The 24477-nt window shown below is 65.5% G+C and carries 34 protein-coding genes; 23 read left to right on the forward strand and 11 right to left on the reverse strand.

Going from position 1 to position 24477, the window contains the following annotated elements:
• Positions 1-107 precede the first annotated feature (107 nt).
• A complete protein-coding gene (locus AC1VVM_RS05980) occupies positions 108-419 on the forward strand; it encodes a hypothetical protein (RefSeq protein WP_132388421.1) in 312 nt (103 codons plus the stop codon).
• Between the two features lie 163 nt (positions 420-582).
• Positions 583-1164, forward strand: coding sequence for a hypothetical protein (locus AC1VVM_RS05985; protein WP_482956110.1), 582 nt, complete (start codon positions 583-585; stop codon positions 1162-1164).
• Position 1165: 1 nt separating this feature from the next.
• Here the strand turns inward: AC1VVM_RS05985 and AC1VVM_RS05990 are convergent, their stop codons facing one another.
• Positions 1166-1603 (reverse strand): cupin domain-containing protein, encoded by a 438-nt coding sequence (locus AC1VVM_RS05990; protein WP_482903145.1) that lies wholly within the window; start codon positions 1601-1603, stop codon positions 1166-1168.
• Between the two features lie 125 nt (positions 1604-1728).
• Between AC1VVM_RS05990 and AC1VVM_RS05995 the strand changes: the two genes are divergently transcribed.
• Together AC1VVM_RS05995 and AC1VVM_RS06000 are read left to right on the forward strand one after the other, a co-directional pair.
• Positions 1729-2526 carry a sugar phosphate isomerase/epimerase family protein gene (locus AC1VVM_RS05995; RefSeq protein WP_482956111.1) on the forward strand — a complete coding sequence of 266 codons (798 nt, stop codon included), beginning with the start codon at positions 1729-1731 and terminating at the stop codon, positions 2524-2526.
• Between the two features lie 183 nt (positions 2527-2709).
• Entirely contained in the window at positions 2710-3741 is a 1032-nt protein-coding gene (locus tag AC1VVM_RS06000; protein WP_482956112.1) for an IS110 family RNA-guided transposase, read from the forward strand.
• A gap of 472 nt (positions 3742-4213) precedes the next feature.
• Here the strand turns inward: AC1VVM_RS06000 and AC1VVM_RS06005 are convergent, their stop codons facing one another.
• Complete coding sequence (locus AC1VVM_RS06005) at positions 4214-5800, reverse strand: GMC family oxidoreductase (protein WP_482956113.1); 1587 nt, start codon at positions 5798-5800, stop codon at positions 4214-4216.
• Between the two features lie 496 nt (positions 5801-6296).
• Here AC1VVM_RS06005 and AC1VVM_RS06010 point away from each other — a divergent pair, with 496 nt between their 5' ends.
• Positions 6297-7577, forward strand: coding sequence for a dipeptidase (locus tag AC1VVM_RS06010; RefSeq protein ID WP_482956114.1), 1281 nt, complete (start codon positions 6297-6299; stop codon positions 7575-7577).
• 193 nt (positions 7578-7770) lie between these two features.
• Here the strand turns inward: AC1VVM_RS06010 and AC1VVM_RS06015 are convergent, their stop codons facing one another.
• From AC1VVM_RS06015 to AC1VVM_RS06045, 7 genes are all read right to left on the reverse strand, one after another.
• Positions 7771-7974: a hypothetical protein gene (locus AC1VVM_RS06015; protein ID WP_132388431.1), complete on the reverse strand. Its 204-nt coding sequence runs from the start codon at positions 7972-7974 to the stop codon at positions 7771-7773.
• 153 nt (positions 7975-8127) lie between these two features.
• Positions 8128-8574: a DUF1810 domain-containing protein gene (locus AC1VVM_RS06020; protein WP_482956115.1), complete on the reverse strand. Its 447-nt coding sequence runs from the start codon at positions 8572-8574 to the stop codon at positions 8128-8130.
• Entirely contained in the window at positions 8567-8845 is a 279-nt protein-coding gene (locus tag AC1VVM_RS06025; RefSeq protein WP_482903149.1) for a hypothetical protein, read from the reverse strand. The genes AC1VVM_RS06020 and AC1VVM_RS06025 overlap by 8 nt, the downstream gene beginning before the upstream one ends.
• A gap of 149 nt (positions 8846-8994) precedes the next feature.
• A complete protein-coding gene (gene dapD, locus AC1VVM_RS06030; protein ID WP_132388437.1) occupies positions 8995-9831 on the reverse strand; it encodes a 2,3,4,5-tetrahydropyridine-2,6-dicarboxylate N-succinyltransferase in 837 nt (278 codons plus the stop codon).
• Positions 9832-9939: 108 nt separating this feature from the next.
• Positions 9940-10593 carry a guanylate kinase gene (gene gmk / locus AC1VVM_RS06035; RefSeq protein ID WP_482903150.1) on the reverse strand — a complete coding sequence of 218 codons (654 nt, stop codon included), beginning with the start codon at positions 10591-10593 and terminating at the stop codon, positions 9940-9942.
• 166 nt (positions 10594-10759) lie between these two features.
• The gene (locus AC1VVM_RS06040; protein ID WP_482903151.1) at positions 10760-11251 is read right to left on the reverse strand and encodes a hypothetical protein; all 492 of its coding nucleotides are present in this window, start codon (positions 11249-11251) and stop codon (positions 10760-10762) included.
• A 34-nt stretch (positions 11252-11285) separates the two neighbouring features.
• Positions 11286-11789: an SspB family protein gene (locus AC1VVM_RS06045; protein WP_132388443.1), complete on the reverse strand. Its 504-nt coding sequence runs from the start codon at positions 11787-11789 to the stop codon at positions 11286-11288.
• Positions 11790-11983: 194 nt separating this feature from the next.
• Here AC1VVM_RS06045 and hisB point away from each other — a divergent pair, with 194 nt between their 5' ends.
• From hisB to AC1VVM_RS06135, 18 genes are all read left to right on the forward strand, one after another.
• Positions 11984-12586, forward strand: a complete 603-nt coding sequence (hisB, locus tag AC1VVM_RS06050; protein WP_132388445.1) for an imidazoleglycerol-phosphate dehydratase HisB — start codon at positions 11984-11986, stop codon at positions 12584-12586.
• On the forward strand, positions 12586-12879 hold the full coding sequence (locus AC1VVM_RS06055; protein WP_132388447.1) for a YciI family protein: 294 nt from the start codon (positions 12586-12588) through the stop codon (positions 12877-12879). The genes hisB and AC1VVM_RS06055 overlap by 1 nt, the downstream gene beginning before the upstream one ends.
• Entirely contained in the window at positions 12876-13514 is a 639-nt protein-coding gene (gene hisH, locus AC1VVM_RS06060; RefSeq protein ID WP_132388449.1) for an imidazole glycerol phosphate synthase subunit HisH, read from the forward strand. The genes AC1VVM_RS06055 and hisH overlap by 4 nt, the downstream gene beginning before the upstream one ends.
• A gap of 148 nt (positions 13515-13662) precedes the next feature.
• On the forward strand, positions 13663-14394 hold the full coding sequence (gene hisA, locus AC1VVM_RS06065; RefSeq protein WP_132388451.1) for a 1-(5-phosphoribosyl)-5-[(5-phosphoribosylamino)methylideneamino]imidazole-4-carboxamide isomerase: 732 nt from the start codon (positions 13663-13665) through the stop codon (positions 14392-14394).
• An 8-nt stretch (positions 14395-14402) separates the two neighbouring features.
• A complete protein-coding gene (locus AC1VVM_RS06070; RefSeq protein WP_482903152.1) occupies positions 14403-14600 on the forward strand; it encodes a hypothetical protein in 198 nt (65 codons plus the stop codon).
• A complete protein-coding gene (locus AC1VVM_RS06075) occupies positions 14597-14842 on the forward strand; it encodes a hypothetical protein (RefSeq protein WP_482956116.1) in 246 nt (81 codons plus the stop codon). Before AC1VVM_RS06070 ends, AC1VVM_RS06075 begins: the two co-directional genes overlap by 4 nt.
• 4 nt (positions 14843-14846) lie before the next feature.
• Positions 14847-15608, forward strand: a complete 762-nt coding sequence (hisF, locus tag AC1VVM_RS06080) for an imidazole glycerol phosphate synthase subunit HisF (RefSeq protein WP_132388455.1) — start codon at positions 14847-14849, stop codon at positions 15606-15608.
• Between the two features lie 117 nt (positions 15609-15725).
• Positions 15726-15902, forward strand: coding sequence for a PEP-CTERM sorting domain-containing protein (locus tag AC1VVM_RS06085; RefSeq protein WP_243652594.1), 177 nt, complete (start codon positions 15726-15728; stop codon positions 15900-15902).
• A gap of 71 nt (positions 15903-15973) precedes the next feature.
• Complete coding sequence (locus AC1VVM_RS06090) at positions 15974-16300, forward strand: phosphoribosyl-ATP diphosphatase (RefSeq protein WP_132388457.1); 327 nt, start codon at positions 15974-15976, stop codon at positions 16298-16300.
• A 16-nt stretch (positions 16301-16316) separates the two neighbouring features.
• The gene (locus AC1VVM_RS06095) at positions 16317-16694 is read left to right on the forward strand and encodes a histidine triad nucleotide-binding protein (protein ID WP_132388459.1); all 378 of its coding nucleotides are present in this window, start codon (positions 16317-16319) and stop codon (positions 16692-16694) included.
• 110 nt (positions 16695-16804) lie between these two features.
• On the forward strand, positions 16805-17305 hold the full coding sequence (locus AC1VVM_RS06100; RefSeq protein WP_132388461.1) for a YbgC/FadM family acyl-CoA thioesterase: 501 nt from the start codon (positions 16805-16807) through the stop codon (positions 17303-17305).
• On the forward strand, positions 17302-18012 hold the full coding sequence (gene tolQ / locus AC1VVM_RS06105; RefSeq protein WP_482956117.1) for a protein TolQ: 711 nt from the start codon (positions 17302-17304) through the stop codon (positions 18010-18012). Before AC1VVM_RS06100 ends, tolQ begins: the two co-directional genes overlap by 4 nt.
• Complete coding sequence (tolR, locus tag AC1VVM_RS06110; RefSeq protein WP_482903154.1) at positions 18012-18473, forward strand: protein TolR; 462 nt, start codon at positions 18012-18014, stop codon at positions 18471-18473. Before tolQ ends, tolR begins: the two co-directional genes overlap by 1 nt.
• 15 nt (positions 18474-18488) lie before the next feature.
• Positions 18489-19484, forward strand: a complete 996-nt coding sequence (locus AC1VVM_RS06115) for a hypothetical protein (protein ID WP_482956118.1) — start codon at positions 18489-18491, stop codon at positions 19482-19484.
• Positions 19481-20914: a Tol-Pal system beta propeller repeat protein TolB gene (tolB, locus tag AC1VVM_RS06120; protein ID WP_482956119.1), complete on the forward strand. Its 1434-nt coding sequence runs from the start codon at positions 19481-19483 to the stop codon at positions 20912-20914. The genes AC1VVM_RS06115 and tolB overlap by 4 nt, the downstream gene beginning before the upstream one ends.
• A gap of 206 nt (positions 20915-21120) precedes the next feature.
• Positions 21121-21609: a peptidoglycan-associated lipoprotein Pal gene (gene pal / locus AC1VVM_RS06125; RefSeq protein WP_132388635.1), complete on the forward strand. Its 489-nt coding sequence runs from the start codon at positions 21121-21123 to the stop codon at positions 21607-21609.
• A 158-nt stretch (positions 21610-21767) separates the two neighbouring features.
• Positions 21768-22304: a J domain-containing protein gene (locus tag AC1VVM_RS06130; protein ID WP_132388471.1), complete on the forward strand. Its 537-nt coding sequence runs from the start codon at positions 21768-21770 to the stop codon at positions 22302-22304.
• A 72-nt stretch (positions 22305-22376) separates the two neighbouring features.
• Positions 22377-22898 (forward strand): GNAT family N-acetyltransferase, encoded by a 522-nt coding sequence (locus AC1VVM_RS06135; RefSeq protein ID WP_482903157.1) that lies wholly within the window; start codon positions 22377-22379, stop codon positions 22896-22898.
• Positions 22899-22985: 87 nt separating this feature from the next.
• On the opposite strand, the gene infC is transcribed toward AC1VVM_RS06135, so the two are convergent.
• The gene (gene infC, locus AC1VVM_RS06140; RefSeq protein ID WP_132388475.1) at positions 22986-23507 is read right to left on the reverse strand and encodes a translation initiation factor IF-3; all 522 of its coding nucleotides are present in this window, start codon (positions 23505-23507) and stop codon (positions 22986-22988) included.
• Positions 23508-23737: 230 nt separating this feature from the next.
• Positions 23738-24430 (reverse strand): ligase-associated DNA damage response endonuclease PdeM, encoded by a 693-nt coding sequence (gene pdeM, locus AC1VVM_RS06145; protein ID WP_482903158.1) that lies wholly within the window; start codon positions 24428-24430, stop codon positions 23738-23740.
• Positions 24431-24477 lie beyond the last annotated feature (47 nt).

A 24477-nucleotide genomic window follows, 5' to 3' on the forward strand; every position in this document is an offset into this window, starting at 1 on the left:
GGAATCGGGGGCGGGGCGGGCCTCAATCCCGGCCGAGCACCGGCCGTGCACAGGACGCGACGGTCCGCACTGGACCGCGATGGTGCCTTGCAGCATAAGTCCGCGCCATGGACCTGGTTCACCAATATGAGCGGGCAATCGATTGGATTGTCTCGTTATGCCCCCAGCCCGACAAGTTCGCGCATACTTATGCCGGCCTGACGATCTGGCTGATCGCCGCGATTCTGATGCGCCGCAAACTCAGCTCGCCTTGGCCGGTCGTGGTGGTGGCGGTGGCCGAGGCGGCCAACGAATATATGGACCGGCTCGCGCATGGGTCATGGCGCTGGCCGGACACCATCGGCGATGCCATCGCCACGCTGTTCTGGCCGCTGATCATCATGATGGCGCTGCGCCTGCGGCCTGCCCTCCGGGGCTAGCGCGGCCTGCCGCTCCGCGCGTGCGGCTGGACAGGATCGGCGGCGCGGAGGCATATTCTTTTGCGTGGGGCGCGCTCCCGGATGGAGCCGATGGGGATCGGCGACGTTTGCCAAAGGAGGCAGGGGCTTAAGGCCGGGCCATCCTTTCGCACGGGAGACGACGATGCGCGATCTGCACGGATACGACCTGAACCGGGGATATGAACTGAGCTGGCACTCAAGCGTGGTGGCGGCGATGCTGCTGCTGGCAGCCGGTTGCGGAAGCAAGGAACCGGCGGCCACGGCCACGACCGCTGTTGCCGCGACGGTCGAACCGGTGGCCGTCGCGACGGGCGCGGCCACGCCTGCCGCTGCGCCTGCCGCCACTTCGGCCGCGCGTTCCAAGGCGAACATGTCGGTTTATATCGGCACCTATCCACTCGACAAAGTCGGCGCTCATGCTTTCTTTGACGATCCCGTGGTGGTCTCGGGCGTGGCTGCTGCCGTCACCGATCCCAAGGCCGCCGCCGCCATTGCCGCGATGAAGGGGCCGGTGGGGCCGGTAAAGCGCGTGGGCGACGAGATCGCCGCCTCGCGCTGCGAACTCCACAACTGCGGTGCGCGCAATTACGCCGTCCATGTCGACGCGGCGACCAACCGCGTCTCCTCGGTCTGCTACTATGACGAGAAGGCGGGTCCGATCGCGACATGGTATCGGCCCGACGGCACCAAGACGAGCGAGGGCGGCGGCTGCTCGATAGGCTAACTCAGCTGGGCGACCAGCCGGGCGAGGCCAGCTCGAAGCCGCCGAAGTGGAAGCCCGGAGAGACCACGCAGCTCACCAGCGCCCAGCCGCCGAGCGGTTCGGCCGCTTGCCAGTGCCCGGTCGGCACCAGCACTTGCGGCGCCTCGCCCTCCAGCACCCGCGCGCCCAGCACGGTACGGGTGACCGGGCCCGAATCTTCGGGCGCGATGGACAGCGCGACCGGCGCACCGGCATGCCAGAACCACAATTCTGCCGCATCCACCCGGTGCCAGTGCGAGCGCTGGTGCGCTTCGAGCAGGAAGTGGATCGCGGTAGCCGTCGGCCGCGCACCTTCGGCGGCTTCGGCGCGCCAGGTCTCACGGTACCAGCCGCCCTCGGGATGGGGTTCCAGCCCGAGGCGGGCGATGATCCCGGCTGGCGTTTCGTCCGGTTCTGTCATGAAAGCCTTTCGTGCGTGCAATGGCGTCTCGGGCGCGATATTGGGGGCAATCGCCGGCCGCTGTACAGCCCGCGTCGGCGCCCGCGTTACAGGTTACGGTCCATCAGGGACGAGAGGATTCGATCATGCCCCATCCGCTCGGTATCGAGTCGCGCACGGTTGCCGGAATGGGACCGGTGGAGCACATCCGGCTCGCCGCGGAACTGGGCTGCACGCGCGTTTCGCTAGGGCTGGAGCAAGTGCCGGGCAGTGAATCCGGCTATCCCGCCTGGTCGCTGCGCGAGGACGCGGGGCTGCGGCGCGAGGTCAAGGCCGCGCTGGCGGACAACGGCATCTGCATCAAGCTGGGCGAAGGGCTGGCGGCCTCTGACATGGTCGCGCCGGCTGCCCGGGCGGCCGATTTCGACCTCTATGCCGAACTCGGCGCCAAGCGGTTGGGCGCGCACGACAACGGCCTCGAACGCGAGCGTGCGCGTGACCAACTGGCCGAACTGGCGACGATGGCGCGGGATCGGGGCATGGACCTCTCGATCATCTTCGCGCCGGTGCTGACCACGCGCAGCCTGCCCGAAGCGCTGACGCTCGTGCGCGAGATCGGTGAGGACAAGGCGAGCCTTACCATCGATGCGCTCTATTTCTTCCGCACCGGCGGCTCGGTGCGCCAGATCGCCGAGCTGGACTCGGCGCTGGTCGGCCACGTGCGCATCTGCGACGGTGCATTCGGGGACGGGAAGAAAGACACCCAGAGCCCGCGCCTGATCCCGGGGCAGGGCGAACTGCCCTTGCGCGAATTCGTCGACGCCCTGCCGCGCGGCAAGACGCTGGGCATCGACGTGACTCTGCCGCAAGCCGCGATCGGCTTCGAAGCGGCGAAGGACTACGTGGGCGAGATCGTGGCGCGCACGCGGGCGCTGCTGGTCTGACGGTCCGCGTCTGGTTCAGCGGCCTCGCTTAACCCTCCAAGGCCCAAGACATGGGGTAATCGCGGTACGATTCGCCCTTAACCAAGATCCGACGTGTGATCTGACAGGGTGGTTGCTCCCCGATAAGATGGAGATACGGGCTCACGATTGGTACCGGGCCCAAGCGTCTAATGGAGAGCAACCATGGAGCAATATATCGGGCTTGATGTTTCGCTGAAAGAGACGGCAGTTTCGATCCGCGAGGGTGGGATGCGGATATGGCGTGGAAAATGTCCCTCCGATCCCAGGCTTCTGGCGGAGGTGATCAGGGAGCGCGCGCCGAACGCCGTGCGCGTCGTGTTCGAGACCGGTCCCCTGTCGACCTGGTTTCATCATGCTTTGGTGGCTGAAGGCGTGCCTGCCATTTGCATTGAAGCACGCCATGCTCAGAAGATATTGAATGAAACGCTCAACAAGACAGACGCCAATGATGCTGACGGCTTAGCCCAACTGGCGGAGGCCGGTTTTTATAAGGCGGTACGGATCAAGTCGTTTGACGCCATGCTGACACGTACGCTGGTGGGTGCCCGCAACCAGCTTCTCGAGGTCTCAACCAAACTGAGCAACCAGATCCGTGGCTTGATGAAGACGTTCGGTCTTATCGTCCCTCCGGGCAAAGGCGCCGTGTTTAGCGGCAACGTCCGGGAGCTTCTGGACGGGCGGGATAGCTTGGCGCGGATCATATTACCCCTGCTCGAGGCTTGGCGCGACATCCGTCAGCATATTGTCGATCTCGATCGCCAACTCCTCACACTAGCGCGGAAGAGCCAGGCGGTTCAGCTACTCATGACGATCCCAGGGATCGGCGCGGTCACTGCTGCATCGTACGTCTCGGCGGTTGAGGACCCAGCGAACTTCCGGACGTCGCGCTCTGTCGGCGCATGGCTGGGGCTAACGCCGCGTCGTTACCAGTCCGGCGAAGTGGATTACGAGGGCCATATCTCACGACGAGGCGACAACCATCTGCGGAGTCTTCTCTTTGAAGCCGCGACAGCAATGCTGACCCGCACAACCGTCAAGACGGGGAGCAACCTCAAAGATTGGGGGCTCAAGCTTCGTGAACGACTGGGCTTCAGGCGCGCCGCCATAGCCGTAGCGCGTAAACTAGCGGTCATTATGCACACCATGCTCAAGACAGGAGAACCCTTCAACGCATCGGCTGGCGCCATCGTCTAACTACGACCGTCAGCCCCATATCCTCAGCGCGCCAAAGTGCGTCGAGGCGTCCCTGCCGTGGACGTGGGTCGGGCCATTCCGGACGACGGGCTGCAGCTTGAAGAAGACTGCGTCCAAAACATAGGAAGGCTTTACCTGCGAAGACCCATCGTGCGGCGGCTCATGCCGACCGCGGAGACAACCCTGCCCACAGCAAACGACGAGCCCCGCCCCACAACGGTCTCTGAAGATTTCCGATTGCGCCCAGCCAAATACTGTGCCGCTCGAACATCGCGGCCCGGCTTAAAATTCTACAACCTAACGCCCTTGACCTTGCGGACGCGATTAGACAACCCCGTCGTCCCCGCGAAGGCGGGGACCCCGCTTGTTCTTTGAACGGCAGCGCAAGAAAGCGGGATCCCCGCCTTCGCGGGGATGACGGTAGGAGATGCGCGAGGATAGGCTGGGCTAGGCTGAACGATTCATCAGCCCCTCAGTCCTTCGCGTCCGCCAGCATCATCTCCGCGCCTTTCTCGGCGATCATCATCGTCGGCGCATTGGTGTTGCCCGAGGTTATCGTCGGCATGACCGAAGCATCGATCACGCGCAGCCCTTCGAGCCCCGTCACCCGCAGGCGCCCGTCGACCACGCGCCCCATCGCCGCCGTGCCGACCGGATGGAAGATGGTCGTGCCGATAATGCCCGCCGCCCGGCGCAAGTCTTCCTCGCTGCGCAAATCGGCGCCCGGGCGCATTTCCTCGGGCGCGTAGCGGGCGAGCGCGGGCTGGGCGACGATGGCGCGAGTCAGCCGGATCGCCTGCGCGGCAACGCGCAAGTCTTCCTCGGTCGAAAGGTAGTTCGGCCGGATCGCCGGGGGCGCGGCGGGATCGGCGCTGGCGATGCGCGTGGTGCCCCGGCTTTCCGGCCGCAAGTTGCACACGCTCGCCGTAAAGGCCGGATAGGGATCGAGCGCGCCGCCGAAGGCCTCAAGGCTCAGCGGCTGGACGTGATATTCGAGATTGGGCGTCGCATAATGCGGATCGCTGCGGGTAAAGACGCCGAGCTGGCTGGGCGCCATCGCCATGGGGCCGCTGCGCCGCAGGGCATATTCCAGCCCGATCAGCGCCTTGCCGAACAGCGTGGCGGCCCGCTGGTTGAGCGTGGAGACCCCGGTGACGCGCCAGGCGCAGCGCAGTTGCAGATGGTCCTGCAAATTGGCGCCGACCTCGGGCCGGTCGATCCGCGCCATTACGCCCAGCCCGGCGAGATGCGCGGCATCGCCGATGCCGCTGCGTTCGAGGATCGCGGGCGAGCCGATGGCGCCGGCCGCCAGCACCACTTCGCCCAGCGCCCGCGCCTCGCGCGGCTGGCCGTCCACCGAATAGGCGATGCCCACCGCGCGGGTTCCCTCGAACAGCACCCGGTCGACCAGCGCGCCGGTCTCCACCTTGAGATTGGCGCGGGTGCGCACCGGCTTGAGGAAAGCGTCGGCCGCGCTCCAGCGCCAGCCCCGGCGCTGGGTGACCTGGAAGAACCCGGCGCCGTCATTGTCTCCGGTGTTGAAATCGTGGCTCGCCGGAATGCCCTGTTCCTCGCAGGCGGTGCGGAAGGCTTCGAGGATGTCCCAGCGCAGCCGCTGCTTTTCCACCCGGATCTCGCCGCCGGAGCCGTGGAAAGCGCTCGTTCCGTCGAAATGGTCCTCGGCGCGGGTGAAGTAGGGCAGCACGTCGTCCCAGCCCCAGCCGGGATTGCCCGCCTGCCGCCACTGGTCGTAATCCGCCGCCTGACCGCGCATGTAGATCATGCCGTTGATCGAGGAGCAGCCGCCCAGCACGCGCCCGCGCGGGTATTTCAGCGTGCGCCCGCCCAGCCCCTGCTCGGCCTCTGTCGCGTAGCACCAGTCGGTGCGCGGATTGCCGATGCAGTAGAGATAGCCCACCGGCACGCGGATCCAGACGTAATCGTCCTTCCCGCCCGCCTCCAGCAGGAGCACGCGGTTTCGCGGATCCGCGCTCAGCCGGTTGGCGAGCACGCAGCCGGCGCTGCCGCCGCCCACCACGATATAGTCGAACTCTCCCATTTCTCGGGGCTAGGCCGCATGAGATGGGCGATCAAGCCGGGGGTAGGGGGAGCCGGGGTCTAAACCCGCCCGGGCGATGCGGAGGGCCGGAAAGGGCCTCGCACGGAAGCCTCCTCTTGCAGGTCCGCAAATTATGGTTCCCGGATTACAGGAATTTAATCCGCGAGGGATCTTGCGGGGAATCCGTGGTGATTTAACCAATGGCGCAGGGAATAAACCTAAGCGTTAAGCGAATAGGGGATGGCGATGAGTCGCCATTTTAACGGGAGCCGTCGGTGCTTGGTCTGCTGGTCGTCGGGGGGCGAACCGTGTGGACAGGGTGATCGGGCATGAGTGGGTCGCCTCACGTGCTCCGCCTTCACCGGCGGCTCTTCCTTACCTTTCCTCACTGATCCCAAGCTGCTGATTTTAACCATTGCTGCACTTGCACAATGGCGCGTCATGGCGTTTTCTGCGTGTCGGTTCGCACAACGATATACGGGGGCAACGGCAAGCGATGGGCAAGGAATTCCGGCGGGCGGGTAAGGCGCTCACCCTGATGGCGATAGCGACGATGGCACCGATCGCGGCACAGGCCGCGCCGTCTCCCGAACACGTGGCAGAGGCCGCGCTGCGCGCCGCGCCGGTCTGGGACGGCCATAACGACGTGCCGGAACAGTTGCGCGCGCGTCGGAAGAACATTCTGGCCGGATTCGACTTCCGCGACACCACGAATACCGCCGATCCCGCCAAGGACTGGCAGGCCATGCACACGGACCTCACGCGGCTGCGCAAGGGCCATGTGGGCGCGCAATTCTGGTCGGTCTACGTCTCGGCCTCGCTCGACGATCCGCACGCGGTGCAGGCGACGCTCGAACAGATCGACGTCGCCAAGCGCCTGATCGCGACCTACCCGCAGGACATGCAGCTGGCCACCAGCGCCGCCGATGTCGAAAAGGCGATGAAGGCAGGCAAGATCGCCTCGCTGCTCGGCATGGAGGGCGGGCACTCGATCGGCGGTTCGCTGGGCGTACTGCGGCAGATGTACGCGCTGGGCGCGCGCTACATGACGCTCACCCATTTCAAGAACACCGCCTGGGCCGACAGCGCCACCGACAAGCCGGAGCATGACGGCCTCACCGATTTCGGCCGCGATGTGGTGCGCGAGATGCAGCGGATCGGCATTCTCGTCGATCTCAGCCACACCAGCGAGGCGACCATGCGCGCCACTTTGGCGGTGGCGAAAGCGCCGGTGATATTCAGCCACTCGAACGCGCGCGCGATCAACCACCATTCGCGCAATGTCTCGGACCCGGTGCTGAAGGCGCTGGCGGCCAATGGCGGCATCGTCATGGTCAATATCTTCCCGACTTACGTGGTCGAGGAAACCCGCCAGTGGCTCGCCGCGCGCGCCGGGGAAAAGGCGCGTCAGGACGCGCTCAACATCGGCGATCCGGCGGCGGCGGAAGCGGCGCTGAAGGATTGGGAGACCGCGCATCCGATGCCGCGCGGCACGATCAAGGACGTTGCCGACAATATCGATCACATCATCGCCGTGGCCGGGATCGACCATGTCGGCCTTGGCGGCGATTTCGACGGGGTGGAGACCACTGTTGTCGGCATGGAGGATGTTTCGACGTATCCTGCCCTCTTCGCCGAACTGGCGCGGCGGGGGCATTCGCAGGCCGATCTGGAGAAGATTTCGAGCGGGAACATGTTGCGGCTGATGAAGGCCGCCGAAGCTTACGCGGCAGCGCATCGCGGCGATCCGCCGATTGAATCGCCGACGACGTTCTGAAGGGGGGCAAAGTGTAAGGTCCCCTCAAGACCGCCCCAAGCCAGCCAACGCCTATTTAAAACCCCGTCGTCCCCGCGGAGGCGGGATCCCGCTTCTTCTGTGCAGGGCGCGAGGTCGCCAAGAAGCGGGGCCCCCGCCTTCGCGGGGGCGACGGCGGTGTGTGGATGGCTCCCCATCGATTTTGGAAAGTAGGCTAGCTGCCCAGCGCATGTTCCTCGGCAGTCACCGGGTCGCCTTGCCGGGGCTGGTCCCAGATCGCCCGGCTGATCCATATCGCGGACATCGCCAGAACGGCCAGGATGAGTCCGAATATCAGCATCCACCGCACCACATGCGGCGTGCTGCCCGAACGGGCTTCGTCGTCGTCGAGGTGAACTTCTTCGCCCAAGCGTTGCATCAAGGCTCTCCCGCAGGCTGGCAGCCTTCAAGGGCTGCCGAAGTGTACAAGTCTATGTACATGGGGCGCGTGTGCCGGGGCCAAGTGGCCACAGTGCATCATGGGCCGACCGATAAACGCGCGTGCATGCTCCCGGGTTCCCGGACGCGGTTTTCAGGCGGCGGGCGGCCGGTCGATCAGGTGCAGCGTGCGCTCGTCGCGGCGGCCCGCGCAGAAGGCATCGAGGGCGCGGGCGAAGCGCTCGTTTCCGGGCGTCTTCCCCGGCCCGGCCGCCGCTTCGAACAGGGTCATCGAACTGCGGAACTTCATCGCGTCGATCTCACCGAGGATGGCGACGGCGCTGCGCTCGCCCGCCCAGCCGAGCATGGTGTCGGTGCATTCGTCCAGCCGCGCGCCCAGCACCGGATGCGCGAGGTAGGCACGGGCTTCGGCAAAGTCCGCAATCGCGTAGCGGCGGGCGGTCTCGCTCCGGCCCAGCCCGGCAATCTGGGGGAACACGAACCACATCCAGTGGCTGCACTTGGCGCCGTTTTCCAGCTCGGCAACGATGTCCGGATAAATGGCCGCCTGCGCCGCGATGAAGCGATCGAGGTCAGTCATTTAGACCGGCGCTCGGAAGCAAGGTCTTCGAAGGTTTCGATTTGTGCGCGGCCGGTTGGTCCAGGCCGTCTTCCTGTTCGACGGCGCGCTCGTTGGACTCGTCCAGCACCCGCATCGCGTGGATCACGCCGATTACCGCAAGCACGACGACGGACAGCGTGAAGCTGAGAAGCAGCACCGTGCGCACCGCCGCCGGCATGGGTTCGACGCGCGGGAGCTGCTGTTTTCGACGCATGTCCTCATGGCGAGCCTCTTTACCGCCTGTGTCCATGGATGCGAATCCCGTTCGTGGGCATCCCTGACCGGAGGCCACATTGCGTGTTCAACGCATTGAGAGACGGGGCGTTCCGTGGGTTTCGGACATAAAAAAGGGCCGGATGCTTCGGCATCCGGCCCTTTCGAAATTCGCGCTGAGGCGGATCAGTCGCGCAGCAGTTCGTTGATGCCGGTCTTCGAGCGGGTCTGCGCGTCGACGGTCTTGACGATCACGGCGCAGTAGAGCGACGGGCCGGGCGTGCCGTCCGGCAGCGGCTTGCCGGGCAGCGAGCCGGGGACGACCACCGAGTAGGGCGGAACCTTGCCGATGTGGACTTCGCCGGTCGCGCGGTCGACGATCTTGGTCGAGGCGCCGAGGAACACGCCCATCGAGATCACCGCGCCTTCGCCGACGACGACGCCTTCGGCCACTTCCGAACGGGCACCGATGAAGCAGTTGTCCTCGATGATGACGGGGCCAGCCTGCAGCGGCTCGAGCACGCCGCCGATGCCGACGCCGCCCGAGATGTGCACGTTCTTGCCGATCTGCGCGCAGGAACCGACGGTGGCCCAGGTGTCGACCATGGTGCCTTCGCCCACATAGGCGCCGATGTTCACGAAGCTCGGCATCAGCACGACGCCCTTCGAGATGAAGGTGCCGCGACGGGCGACGGCGCCCGGAACCACGCGAAAACCGGCCTTGCGGAAGTCTTCGTCGGCCCAGCCGTCGAACTTCACCGGCACCTTGTCGAAGGCAGGCGCGCCGCCGGCGCCGTGGGCGACGGGGGCGTTGTCGTTCAGGCGGAACGAGAGCAGAACGGCCTTCTTCAGCCACTGGTTGACCTTCCAGCCACCGTTGCCGTCCGGCTCGGCGACGCGGGCGGCGCCCGATTCGATCAGGCCGAGCGCTTCGTCGACCAGCTTGCGGACATCCGCGCTGGCGGGAGTGACGGTGTCGCGCGCATCCCAGGCGGCTTCGATCGCGGTTTCGAGTTCGGACATGTTCGCGTCTCCAGAATTCTGTTCGTCCGCGCGCCTAGAAGCTGCGGCCGGGCAGGACAAGTAAGAAGGGTGGGGGAGTGATAAGCATCCCCTCCGCCGCTCTTTAGGTCAGGGCTTCATCAGCTCGCGGACGAAGCCGATCAGGCCGGTCTGGCGCGCGCGGCGCATGCGTTCGGCGGCGAGGATCTTCTTCACCTTCTCGAAGCAGGCCTCGATATCGTCGTTGACGACGACATAGTCGTAACCGTCCCAGTGGCTGATTTCCGAGCGGGCGCGCTCCATGCGGGCGGCGATCACGTCGGCACTGTCGGTGCCGCGGCCGGTCAGGCGGCGGCGCAGTTCATCGATGCTGGGCGGCAGCAGGAACACGCGCACAACGTCGCGTTCGAGCTTCTGGTAAAGCTGCTGCGTGCCCTGCCAGTCGATGTCGAACAGGTAGTCCTGCCCGTCCTTGAGCCCGGCTTTCACGTGCGCCTTGGGGGTGCCGTAGGAATGACCGAACACGGTGGCCCATTCGAGGAACTCGCCCTCGTCCGCCATGTGGTCGAACTCGTCCTGCGAGACGAAAAAGTAGTCCTTGCCATGGACTTCGCCGGGCCGGGGCGGGCGCGTGGTGCAGGAAACCGAGTTGCAGATGTGCGAATCGTGCTCAAGCAACATGCGCGAAATCGTCGTCTTCCCCGCGCCGGAGGGCGAGGACATGATGAGCATAAGGCCGCGCCGGGCCAGCGTATCGGCGGGATTTTCGGGAGAATTGACCATGCACCCCGATGCCGATGCATGACTTGCAAATCAAGAGAGTCTTTGTCGGGTGCGCCTTCGACATCCGTCGAAGGCTTGCGGCACCGGCCCGCTCCCCTACCCGACCTCCCAGAGTCTACCCCTTAGGGAGATCGGGCGGGGGAGCGGGCCGGTGCCGCGGCGAATCTCAGCCTTCCTTGCCGTCCTCGGCCATGTCGGCCAGCGTCCGTTCGCCCCTTGCCCGGGCCTTGCGGGCGCGCGAGCGGTCGTAGAGCGTCTTGGCGGCAAGCCCGCCCACCACCACGATAGCGCCGGGCACCGAAGTCAGTGCGACTCTGGCAAGCAGGCCCTGAACCAGCGACTCGCCCAGCGAGCGGCCCTTAAGGATCGATGCGGCCTTCTTCGGCGCATAGTCCTGCCGCAGCAGCGCATGCTCGACCGCGCGGCGGGCAATGGCAGCGCCGCCGCGCAAGGCGATATCGGCAATGACGAGATTGGTGGCGGGATTGGGGCTGGGGCCATGAAGGTCATCCGCCTTGCCCCTGATCCGGCGCTTTTTTCTGGGCTTTCCGCCCTCGGGAGTGGTCCCGGTAGCAGCATCGGCGGGAGCAGCTACGGCCCCGTTGGCCCGCCGCTCCGTTTCGTCCTCGATCGCGCGCTGCAATTTACCCGAGGCCATCGTTCCGCCTTCCCGGGCTGCCGTGCCCGCTGCGTTACTTCTTTTTCCCGAAGTCGACCGAAACGACGTTCGAACCGTCTTCACTGGGAGTAATGCGCGCGGCGACGTCCCGTTCCGCGTCGTTACCGGGTTCCACGGTGGGTTCATCGTCGAACTCGTCGTCCGAGATCGCCTGGAACTGTAGCCCGAAGTCCACCGCCGGATCGACGAAAGCGGTGATCGCCGAGAACGGCACCACCAGATTCGACGGCCGCTGGTTGAAGCTAAGGCTGACCGAAAAGCCCTGCTCACCCACCGAAAGGTCCCAGAACTTGTTCTGAAGCACGATCGTCATCTCGTCCGGGAATCGGGCGCGCAATTCTGTGGGAATCGAGACTCCCGGCGCTCCGGTCTTGAACGTGATGTAGAAGTGATGGCCCCCCGGAAGGTTGCCGCCAGAGGCTTCGACCTGGCCTAGCACGCGGCCGACGACGGCGCGCAGGGCCTCCTGGACGATCTCGTCGTAGGGGATCAGGCTGTCTTGAGGCGTATCGTTCATCGCGCCCTAGGTGCTTATGCTTCACCGGTCGGTCAAGCATGTTCGACTATAAAATAGCATAACCCGTCGGGTTTTCCCTAGGTCGTTTTGAGGGAAGGGCCGTGCAGGGGATGATTTGCGGGAACGAAGATTGCTTGCGCGGGCGGCCATGCGCACAATTGATTCCGTGCGACAGAGGTCTATAGGCCCTTCGCATGCGCACCGCCTCGATCAATCGCAAGACCCACGAGACCCAGATTGCGGTCTCGGTCAATCTCGACGGCACCGGGACTTATGACGTCTCGACCGGGATCGGATTCCTCGATCACATGATCGAGCAGTTCTCGCGCCATTCGTTGATCGACATCACCTGCCATATCCAGGGCGACCTCCACGTGGACCAGCACCACACGACCGAGGACAGCGCCATCGCCATCGGCCAGGCCATCAGCCAGGCGCTGGGCGACAAGGCCGGAATCGGCCGTTACGGCGATGTCCACTCGCCCATGGACGAGGCGCTTTCGCGCGTCTCGCTCGACATTTCGGGCCGTCCCTATCTGGTCTGGAAGGCCGAATTCACCCAGCCCAAGCTGGGCGAGTTCGACACCGAGCTGGTCGAACACTGGTTCCATTCGATTTCGCAGGCCGTGGGCATCACGCTCCATATCGAGCAGCTTTACGGCACCAACAACCACCACATCTGCGAAGGCATCTTCAAGGGCTTTGCCCGTGCGATGCGTTCGGCGGTGGAACTGGACCCGCGCAAGGGCGGGGCAATCCCCTCGACCAAGGGCATTCTCGGCGGAGACACTCTCTAATGGCACTCTTCATCTTCTCGCTGCGCTACATTGCGCCCGTCGAACAGGTCGATGCGCTGCTGGACGAGCACGTGGACTGGCTGCGCGCCAACCACGCCGCCGGTCGCTTCGTCGGCTGGGGCCGCAAGGTTCCGCGTGAAGGCGGCATCATCCTGGCCAAGGGCGACAGCCGCGAGGCGATGGTCGCACTGGCTGCCACCGATCCCTTCGTGGCCGGCGTCGTCGCCGAAGTCGAAGTGATCGAATGGGCGCCGGGCTTCCTGGACGACAGCGTGGCCGGTCTGGCCGGATGACGGGAGGCAGGCAGACTCTGGCGCTGATCGATTACGGCGCGGGTAACCTGCATTCGGTGGCCAACGCGCTGCACGCGGCCGGGGCCGAGAACGTGGCGATCACGGCGAATCCCGATGTCGTGCGCGCGGCGGACCGCATCGTGCTGCCGGGCGTGGGCTCGTTCCGTGCCTGCGCCGAAGGGCTCTGGGGCATTCCCGGCATGGTCGAGGCGATGAACGAGCGCGTTCACGTGGGCGGCGCACCGTTCCTCGGCATCTGCGTGGGCATGCAGTTGCTCGCCACGCGCGGGCTGGAGCATGGCGTGACCAAGGGGCTCGACTGGATCGGCGGGCAAGTCCAACTGATCGAGCGCACCGATCCCGCGATCAAGATCCCGCACATGGGCTGGAACGATGTGTCGCTGGGCCGCAAGGACCCGGCGCAGGGCCTGATCGATCCGGGCGAGGCCTATTTCCTGCACTCCTACCACTTCCAGCCCGACGACGGCGCGCATGTGGCGGCGATGACCGATCATGGTGGCGGGCTCGTCGCGGCGGTGGCGAAGGACAATGTCGTGGGCGTGCAGTTCCACCCGGAAAAGAGCCAGGCTTACGGGCTTTCGCTGCTGGCGCGGTTTCTGGAATGGAAGCCGTGAGCGCGCCTTGCCTCAGGGGGCTTCGACAAGCTCAGCCTGAGCGGGACGCAAGCGGTGCTTTGCCGGGAAATCCGGAATACTCCCAAAATCCGCTCAGGCTGAGCTTGTCGAAGCCCATCCGCTGCCCTCAGACCCTCAGGATCGCAAGATGATCGTATTCCCCGCCATCGACCTCAAGCAAGGTCAGGTCGTGCGCCTTGCCGAAGGCGATATGGACCGCGCCACCGTCTACGGAGACAACCCGGCCGCGCAGGCCATGATGTTTGCCGAGGCGGGCTCGCAGTACCTCCACGTGGTCGATCTCGACGGTTCCTTCGCGGGCCGGGCCGAGAACCGCGAGGCGGTGGAAGCTATCCTTGAGGCGTTCCCCGGCCACGTCCAGCTCGGCGGTGGCATCCGTACCCGCGAAGCGGTCGCGGGCTGGTTCGACCTTGGCGTCAGCCGCATCGTCATGGGCACCGCCGCGCTGAAGGACCCGCAGTTCGTCAAGGACATGGCGAAGGAATATCCCGGCGGCATCGTCGTCGCCGTGGACGCGCGCGACGGCATGGTCGCGACCGAGGGCTGGGCGGAAGTCTCCGACGTGTCCATCGTCGACATGGCCCGCCGGTTCGAGGACGCGGGCGTCGCCAGCCTGCTGTTCACCGACATCGGCCGCGACGGCCTGCTCAAGGGCTGCAATATCGAGGCGACCGTCGATCTCGCCCGCCAGACCGACCTGCCGGTGATCGCCAGCGGCGGCGTGAAGGGCCTCGACGATATCCGCATGCTGGCGCTCCATGCCCGCGACGGGATCGAAGGCGTCATCACCGGCCGCGCGCTCTACGACGGGCGTCTGGACCTTGCCGCCGCCATCCAGATGGCCGAGCGCGAGGGGTGAGCCTGCGGTTGATCGGTGCCATAGGTCTCTGCGTTGGCCTGCTAAGCGCGAAGGCTCAGCTGTCCGGGTTTCGCGAAGGGCGGATCAGCCGCTTCGATGTGCGCCGCGACAGCGCGCCGCTGCTCTTCTGGGCCTTTACTACGGTCAATGCCGCGCTCGTCGCGCTGATCGTGGTCTTCGGCGCCGCCATGGTATTCCGGCCATGAACGACGCGCGCGTGGCGGGAATCATGGCGCTGGCCGTGCTTCTCTATTCGGTATGGCTGACGGTGCAGGACTGGCGGGAGGGCAAGGCCCGCCTGCTGATCTTCAGCCGTCGCCGCAATCCGCTCTCGATCGAGCGGGCCACCGATCCGCGCCGTTTCCAGCACTATTGCGCGTTCAATGCGGCGGTCTATCTGGTGGGGATCGCCGGCAGTCTCTATCTCATCATCAAGCCCCAAGGGTGATTTCATGACCGTTCGTATCCGCGTCATCCCCTGCCTCGACGTTGCCAATGGGCGCGTGGTGAAGGGCGTGAACTTCGTCGACCTGATCGATGCCGGCGATCCGGTCGAGCAGGCGCGCGCCTATGATAGGGCGGGCGCGGACGAGCTGTGCTTCCTCGACATTTCCGCCAGCCACGAAGGGCGCGGCACCTTGCTCGACGTGGTGCAGCGCACGGCCGAGGTCTGCTTCATGCCGCTCACCGTCGGCGGCGGCGTGCGTGCGGTGGAGGATGCCCGCGCGCTGCTGCTGGCCGGCGCGGACAAGGTGGCGGTGAATTCCGCCGCCGTCTCGCGCCCCGAAGTGGTGGCCGACATTGCCGAGCGGTTCGGCTCGCAGTGCATCGTCGCCTCGGTGGATGCCCGCAAGGTGGCGCCGGGCAAGTGGGAGATATTCACCCACGGCGGCCGCAAGGCGACCGGGATCGATGCGCTCGAACACGCGGTGAAGCTGGCCGATTACGGCGCGGGCGAACTGCTCGTCACCTCGATGGACGGGGACGGTACGCAGAACGGTTACGACCTCGAACTGACGCGCCTGATCGCGGAGAGCGTCTCGGTGCCGGTGATCGCCAGCGGCGGGGTCGGCAATCTCGACCACCTTGTGGCGGGCGTGACCGAGGGCAAGGCGAGCGCGGTGCTGGCCGCCTCGATCTTCCACTTCGGCAAGCACTCGATTTCGGAAGCGCACGCCGCCCTGCGGGCGGCAGGGCTTCCGGCGCGGGGTTAGATCGTAACCATTCGCTAAATAGCTGGCCCGTAACGGGACGGTGCCCCATGACAGCTTGCCGGACGGGCCGCGGGCCCGCAATCGTTAGCAGCCTGTTGGAATTGCCGGAGTCCCCCGTTGCCGCGCTTGACCTGCCATTTCTGTCTGATCGCGGCGGCCGTGCTTGCGCCCAGCCCCGCGTTCGCTGCCGACGTTGCCGTCCTGCCCGAACCGAGCGGCCTTGTGCTGCTGGGCATCGGCGTCGCCGGGGTCTGGCTCGGCCGCCGTTTTTCGCGCGGCAAGGACAAGGATTAAGAGGTCCGGGGCCGCGACTGAGGGCCCGCCACGCTTGACCCGGCGCGCGCGCTTGCGCATGGCTGCGCGCCATGAGCAGCTCTGACACTCTGGCCCGCCTCGAAGCGACCATCGCCGCGCGCCGCGATGCCGATCCCGCGTCCAGCTACGTGGCGAAGCTCCACGCCAAGGGTCTGGGCAAGATTGCGCAGAAACTCGGCGAGGAAGCGACCGAGACGGTGATCGCCGCGTTGACCGAGGACGCGCAGGCGCTCACCGGAGAGGCGGCGGACCTGATTTTTCACCTCATGGTGCTGCTAGGTGCCCGCAATGTACCGTTAGGTGCCGTTCTCGCCGAGCTTGACCGGCGCGAGGGAATCTCGGGAATTGCCGAGAAGGCCGCCCGCCCCAACGACTGAACCAGCGGAGACAGTGATGCCGATCGATCCCCGTCAGCCCTACGACGATGCCAATATCTTCGCGAAGATCCTGCGCGGCGAACTGCCGTGCAGCAAGGTCTATGAGGACGAATTCGCGCTTGCTTTCAATGATATCCGCCCGCAGGCGCCGGTCCACGTACTGGTGATCCCCAAGGGACGCTACGTTTCGTGGGACGATTTCACCGCCAAGGCCGACGATGCCGAGATCGCCGGTTTCATGCGCTCAGTGGGCAATGTTACCCGGCAGCTCGAACTCGACGGGCCGGGCTACCGCCTGCTGGTCAACATGGGCACCAACGGACATCAGGAAGTGCCGCATCTGCACGTCCACATTTTCGGCGGCCGCCAGTTCTTCCAGATGATCGCGGATTGAGGATTTTTGGGGGATAACCGGGGAATTCACCCCGGTCCCAGGCCGTCAGAACGGCAATCTCGCCCCTTGGGGTTCCCAGCGCGGGCCCCTGCCGTTACACAACCGCCCGGATGAGCGACGATCCCCAATCTCCAGATCCCCGGCCCCAGAGCGGCAGCTTCGACGGCCCGGTGCATCGCTACGCCCTGCGCGTGTTCTACGAGGACACCGACGCCGGCGGGGTGGTCTATCACGCCAACTACATCCGCTGGTTCGAGCGCGCCCGCTCGGACCTGCTCGACCTGCTCGACATCGACCAGCGCGCCGCTCTGGAATCGGGCGAGGGGCTCTACACGGTAGCGGAAGTCAACATTCGCTACCTTTCGCCCGCCCGCCTTGGCGACGGCGTGGTGATCGATACCCACGCCCTGCAAGTCGGCCGGGTGAGCTGCACCCTGCGCCAGGTCGCCCGGCGCGGAAAAACCCGGCTTGCCGAAGCTACGGTAAAGGTCGGGTTCATCAGCCCTGAAGGACGACCGCGCAGGCAACCCGAAGCCTGGCAACAGGCCTTCGCCCAGATCCTCCAAAGCTCCTCGCAGGACTTTAAGACTGGCCCGGAAGGACTAGAATGACGTTCGAAATGCTCGCCTCCGCCATCTCCATCGGCAGCGATTCCAATCACCTGAACCCGGTCAAGCTGTTCCTCGATGCCGACATCGTCGTGCAGGCGATCATGGGCGGGCTGCTGCTCGCGAGCCTCTGGGTCTGGACGATCATCATCGGCTTCACCCTGCGCATGGGCAGCGTTTCGCGCGCGGCTGAAGACTATGAGGAAGGCTTCTGGGAGGCCCAGAACTTCGAGGCCTACCAGAAGGACCGCCGCCGCGGCGACGTGCCGATGGGCAAGGTTGCGGGTGCGGGTCTGGCCGAATGGCGCCGCAATGCCGCGATGAAGAAGCTCGATTCCGAAGGCGCGCGCGAACGCATCGCGCTGGCCATGAGCTCCTCCGTCGGCGAAGAGGCTGACAATCTGGCGGCACGCCTGAACTTCCTGGCGACGGTGGGTTCGGTGGCTCCGTTCGTGGGCCTGTTCGGCACCGTCTGGGGCATCATGAACAGCTTCTTCCAGATCGGCCAGCAGCAGAATTCCTCGCTCGCAGTGGTCGCGCCCGGCATTTCGGAGGCGCTGTTCGCCACTGCCATCGGCCTGTTCGCGGCGATCCCGGCGGTGATTGCCTACAACCGCTTCTCGCACCGCGTGAACCTGTTCGAATCGCGCATGCAGCGCTTTGCGGACAAGCTGCACTCTGCGCTCACCCGTGAGCTGGAGCAGCGCTGATGGCGATGGGAATGTCCGGCGGAGGAGGCAGGCGAGGGAGCCGTCGCAGCGGCGGCGGCCGCACGCCGATGGCCGAAATCAACGTGACGCCGCTGGTCGACGTCATGCTGGTGCTGCTGATCATCTTCATGGTCACCGCGCCGCTGATGAAGGCGGCCGTGCCGATCGACCTGCCAGACAGCCGAGCCAATGCGACCAGTGACGACAACGACCAGATCACCATCTCGATCAAGCGCGACGGCACGGTCTATTACGAGACGGACGCGCTGGCGGCGGGCGAACTGGCTGAGCGGCTTGCTGCCGTACCCGCCGATGTGGACGGCAAGAAGCCGCAGGTGACCCTGCGCGCCGACAAGTCGCTCGACTATGGCCGGGTGATGGAAGTCATGGGCGAGCTCAACCATGCCGGGTTCACCCAGATCGCGCTGGTGACGGGTGTCAGCGGCGGTTCAGGCAACTGAGCTAGGCTGATCAGGATGGCAACTCAGGGACTACGCAAGGAAGAGGGGCTGGGCCTCGCGGTAGCGCTTGCGCTGCATGCGGCGGTTCTGGCCGCGCTTCTGCTGCACCCGGCCAAGCCGCCCGTCGTCGAGCCGCCGAAGCGGATCGAAGTGACGTTGAGCGACAATGTCGGCCCGACCTCGACTTCTCCCAACCCCAACGAGCAGGCCGCTCCGGATGTGGCGCCGCAACTGGGCGAAGCCGCGCCGGCTCCTGCCCCGGCGCCCGAACCGGAGCCACAGCCACAGCCAGAGCCGCAACCGGCACCGCCGCCCAAGCCGACGCCGCAGCCCAAGCCGGTTCCGCCGGCTCCGGTGCCCAAGCCGACTCCCAAGCCTGTGCCCAAGCCCATCCCGAAGCCTGTGCCTAAGCCGGTCCAGAAGCCCGAGCCGAAGCCCGCTCCGGTTCCGCCTGTGAAGGCGCCGCCCAAGCCTGCGCCGAAGCCGGTTGCCAAGCCCGCCCCGCAAACGCCGCCGCGCAAGAGCCCGATCGACCAGATCCTCAAGGGTATGGACCATTCGGCCAATACTGCCGGCAAGGCCGCTACGCCGCCGAAGCAGGCGGGCGGTACGCGCGTCGGTTCGGACTTCCTTTCGGGCGTTTCGGGCGCGACGAGCACTCAGGGCAAGGGTGCGCCCGCCGCCGCTCTCGGTCCGCAAGTCCGCTCGGCCCTGTCGGGGGCGATTACCCGCCAGCTCAAGCCGCACTGGAATCCGCCAGACGGCGCCGATGCTGATCAATTGGTGACGATCCTGTCGTTCAACCTGAATCCGGACGGCAGCCTTGCCGGCAGGCCGACGGTCGTGCGCCAGATGGGCATCACCGACGCCAACCGCGCGCAGGCGCAGCGCCATGCCGAACAGGCGATCCGCGCCGTCCAGCTCGCTTCGCCTTTCAATCTCCCCTCGGAATATTACGATGCGTGGAAACGCGTTTCGTCCTTCCGCTTCGACCTGAGGCTTTCGCAATGACTTCTCGTCCTCTTACGCTCGTCCTGTCGTTCGCTCTGGCTTCGGCCGCGCCGGTCTATGGGGTCTATGCACAATCGCAGCCGGCGCCCGCGCAGCCGGTTCCGGCCCAGTCGGCGCCTGCGCAGGGCGCTCAGGCCGATCAAGGTCTTGATGCCGATGATGGCGGCCTGACCGGCTCGGTCTCGGCCGATGGTGCCTGGCAGGATCTGGGCATCGCGATCACCAATTTCGCCACCGACAACGACGTGCCCACGCAGACCAATGCCGGTTCCACCGGCGCGCTGGGCCGTGCGCTGTCGCAAGTGGTCGCCTCGGACCTTCGCAACAACGGCCTGTTCAAGCCTTCGGGCCCGGATGGCCTGCCGCAGCCGGCCTATCCGCAGGTCCAATCGCCCGACTATCCCGTCTGGTCCGCCCGCAACGCCAACATGCTGGTGCAGGGCTATGTGCGCGCGGGTGCGGACGGTAATCTGACGATCGGCTGCTACCTCTACGACGTCCAGCTGAAGCAGCAGCTGATCAAGGGTGGCTGGCAGGTGGGTGCCTCTGACTGGCGGCGCGCCGCGCACAAGTGTGCGGACATGGTCTATTCGCGCCTTTCCGGCGAAAGCCCGTTCTTCGATTCGAAGATCGCCTACATCGCCGAGACCGGTCCCAAGGACCACCGCATGAAGCGTCTGGCGATCATGGATTCGGACGGTGCCAACCACCGCTACCTGACGAGCGGGCAGGCCACCGCGCTGACGCCGCGCTATTCGCCGGACTATTCGAAGATCCTCTACTTGTCCTATCTCAACGGGCAGCCGAGCATTTACGTCTACGACCTTGCCAGCGATACGCAGAGGCTGATCGCCCGCACCGGCAATCCGACGATGGCGCCGCGCTGGTCGCCTGACGGCAAGTGGATCCTCTATTCGATGGCGAGCGGCGGCAATACCGACATCTACCGCATCTCGTCGAACGGCGGCACGGCGACCCGGCTGACCAATACGCCCGGCATCTCGATCGGCGGCTCCTACTCGCCCGACGGCAGCAAGATCGTGTTCGAGAGCGACCGTTCGGGCTCGCAGCAGATCTACGTGATGAACGCCGACGGTTCGGAGCAGCACCGCATCAGCTTCTTCGGCGGCCGTTCGGCCACGCCCGAGTGGAGCCCGCGCGGAGACCAGATCTCGTTCACGCATATCGCCGGCAACTTGCGCGTCGCGGTGATGAACCCAAATGGCGGCGGCATGCGCTACCTGACCAATTCGTGGCAGGACGAAGCGCCGACCTGGTCGCCCAACGGCCGCATCGTCCAGTTCTTCCGGACCGAGAAGGGCTCCGGCCGAAGCTCGATCTGGCAGGTCGACCTTACCGGCAAGAACGAGCGCAAGCTGCCGACCCCGGTGGGCGCCTCGGATCCGGCTTGGGGCCCGGTACGCCCCTGATCCGCATTTTCGCTGCGACCTGAGCCTGTTGCCGGCCATCCGGTCGGCATTCGTTCAGGTTGACAGTGTTTAAAATTACACGGAACTTCAACAGACGCAGGCCATTTTATCGGCTGCGCACCACAGGAGATTGCCTAATGCCTGCCCTCATGTCCGCCATGCCTATGCGACGTGGCAAGACCGGATACGTGAAGACCGGATCGACGATGCTCCTCATTGCCGGCGCGCTGGCCCTTTCGGCCTGCGGCACCAAGGCGCCCAAGCAGCTTCCGCCCGAGCCGGGCCCGGCCACCACCACGCAGGGCCCCGATCAGTCGGCCGGTCCCGTTGCCGGCAGCCAGGCGGACTTCGTGGCGAAGATGATGGGTTCGGACACCATCCACTTCGCGCTCGACCGCTATGACATCGACGCGGAAGATCAGGCCGCCCTGTCCAAGCAGGCGCAGTGGCTGATGCAGTACCCCAACAAGCGCGCCACGATCGAAGGCCATGCCGACGAGCGCGGCACCCGCGAATACAACCTCGCGCTGGGTGAGCGCCGCGCCAATGCGGCCAAGAACTACCTCGTCAGCCTGGGTGTGAACGCCGCGCGTCTCAACACCGTGAGCTACGGCAAGGAACGCCCGATCGCACTCGGCTCGGACGAGGCGTCGTGGGCGCAGAACCGCCGCGCGGTGACTGTCACGATCGACTGATCGCGGCCAACCCGATATTTTCGCAGGGACCCGGTTCGCAGGCGCGAGCCGGGTTCTTGTCTTTTGGACCGGTATTTTCGGCGCAATTTCTGACACTTTTGTGGTGCAGCCGAGATGGAGCTTGCAATGGTTTCGAGTCGGCAGGTATCGGCGGTCGAATGAGTCGGGCTGGCAGATCCATGGATTGGGGTTTTCCGCGCTGGCGCAGCTATGGCAGCTCGCGCGAGGCGGCACAGGTGCGCCTGTGCGACCGGCACGGCTGCACCGAATCGGGGGATTGCCCCGCTCCCAAGAGCCCGAATAGCCCGGACCGCTGGTATTTCTGCCAGAAGCACGCGGCCGAATATAACGCCGGTTGGGACTATTTCGCCGGTCTCGACGCCGAGGAAGCCGCTCGCCGGGAGGCGGAAGAGCGCTCTGAGGCAGAGGGTTACAAGGAATCGGCGCACTATGGCTGGACCGGCTCGGGCGACGGTTCGCGCAGCCGCGACGAGCTGCGCGCGCTGGAAGCGCTGGGCCTCGATCCCGATGCCGACTTCGACGCCGTGCGCAAGGCGTGGCGGATGAAGGCCAAGGAAGTCCATCCGGACGTGAAGCCCGGCGATGCCGATGCCGCCAAGGCCTTCCAGACCTACCAGCTTGCCTACGAAGTCCTGCGCGCGGCCGAGGAACGCCGCGAGTGGAAGGGCCGCTGAGCGCGCGACTCCTGCCTGTTCCGGGAACGCCGTTCAGACATTTGCGCCATTAGACCTGCCTAGAGGACGTCCATGGAAATTCGCGTCGCCGTCGCATCAGACTTGCCTGCGCTCCATCCCGTCATCGAACGCGCCTATCGCGGCGATAGCGCGCGGGCGGGCTGGACGTTCGAATCCGACCTGCTCGATGGCGAGCGGACCGATCTTGAGGAACTCACGGCGGTTCTGGAAAGTCCCGCCGACCGCCTGCTCGTCGCCCTCTCCGACGAAGGCGCGCCGATCGGGTGCGTTCAGGTTACCGATCGCGGCGAGGGGCTCTCCTATCTCGGTCTGCTCTGCATCGATCCCGTGCTGCAAGCCGGCGGCCTTGGCCGCATGCTGATTGCCGCGGCGGAAGGTTTGGCAAGGGATGTCTTCGGTGCCCGCGCCATGGAAATGACGGTGATCGACAAGCGGTTCGAACTGATCGCCTATTACGAGCGGCGCGGCTATGTGCTGACGGGCGAAAAGCGCGCTTTCCCGATCGTGCTCGATCCGCCGCTGGGGATGGTCGTCCTGGAAAAGCCGCTGCTGCCGGCAAACGTCTCCGGATAAGGCCGCCCCCGACAACTTTGCCCGATACGACAAAGGGCGCGCCTTGCGGCGCGCCCTTTGCGTTTGCCTTGCGATAGGCCGCCGCGATTACTTCGGCGAAAGCACCATCAGCATCTGGCGGCCTTCCATACGCGGATAGGCTTCGACCTTGGCGATCTCGTTCACGTCATCCTGCACGCGCTTGAGCAGGTTCATGCCCAGTTGCTGGTGCGAAAGCTCGCGGCCGCGGAAACGCAGCGTCACCTTCACCTTGTCACCGTCAAGGATGAACCGGTGGATGTTGCGCATCTTCACGTCATAATCGTGATCGTCGATGTTCGGACGCATTTTGATCTCTTTGATCTCCTGCGTCTTCTGGGTCTTGCGCGCGGCATTGGCCTTTTTCTGGGCCTCGTACCGGAACTTGCCCACATCGAGGAACTTGCAAACCGGCGGATCCGCGTTGGGCGATACTTCGACCAGGTCAAGGCCGACTTCGGCCGCCTGCTCGATCGCCTGGCGCGTATACATGACGCCGATATTCTCGCCGTTCTCGTCGATCACACGGACCTTGTCCGACTGGATCATGTTATTGAAGCGCGGTCCACTCTTGACCGGTGGCGTCATCATGCGCCGGGGTGGGGGTGCTATAAGCGTTCTCCTGAATCGTTTCTGTCGCGATGCGAGTGCGGGCGTCATTAATGCGAATCGGCCCGACACGCAAAGACGGATTTCAAGGAAATCTACAGGACGCCCCGGCCGCAGAAAACGGCCTAGTCGGATATAGGTAGTCGGACCCGATTTGAAAGAGTGGCGGGAGGCGTTTTCAGCGTTTTTTCCGCACCCGTGCCGGGTCCGATCTATGCGGCCGCGCGCCAGAGGGGATAGCGCAGGAGCTTGTCCTTCGCGGCCACCAGCGCGTCGATCTCGATGGCGGGCTGAAGGGCCGAGAGGATCGCCGGATCGGCCGCGTCCATTCCGCCCGTGAGCGCACCGAATGCGGGCAGGATCAGCCGGTTTCCGCCATGCACAACGCAAGGACGGGCAATCCGGCGGCCGCGCGCATGGACCACGAGGCGCGGGTGAAAATGGCCTGACAGTTCGGGCTCGCGCGTGCCCGGCTTCGCCTCATGGCGCAGCGCGATGCCTTCGACTGCGATCTCTTCAACCCGGGTGCCGCCGATGGACGGGTCCAGCACCGGGTCGTGATTGCCGGTGATCCAGACCCAGTCGAGCGCGCGCGTCAGCGCCGAGAGCATTCCCGCCGAATGGGCATCGAGGCGCTCGGTCCCGGCGCTGTCATGGAAATTGTCTCCCAGCGCAAAGACCCGCCGCGCCCCGGTCTGCCGCACGGCCAGTGCAAGCCGCTCCAGTGTCTCGCGGCTGTCGTAAGGGGGCAGCATCTGCCCGGTCTTCGCGAAATAGCTGGCCTTTTCGAGATGGAGATCCGCTACTAGCAGCGCCTGCTCGCGCGGCCAGTAGAGCGCCACGCCGCGCCCTGCCGGGGCAGGCACCAGACAGATCTCCTGCGCGCAGAACGAAAAGGGAACCATGGCTTTCCCTTGCCGCAGGGCGCCCGATTTGGCAAGCGCCCGGCGGA

Source organism: Novosphingobium sp. BL-S-33 (genome assembly GCF_056857025.1).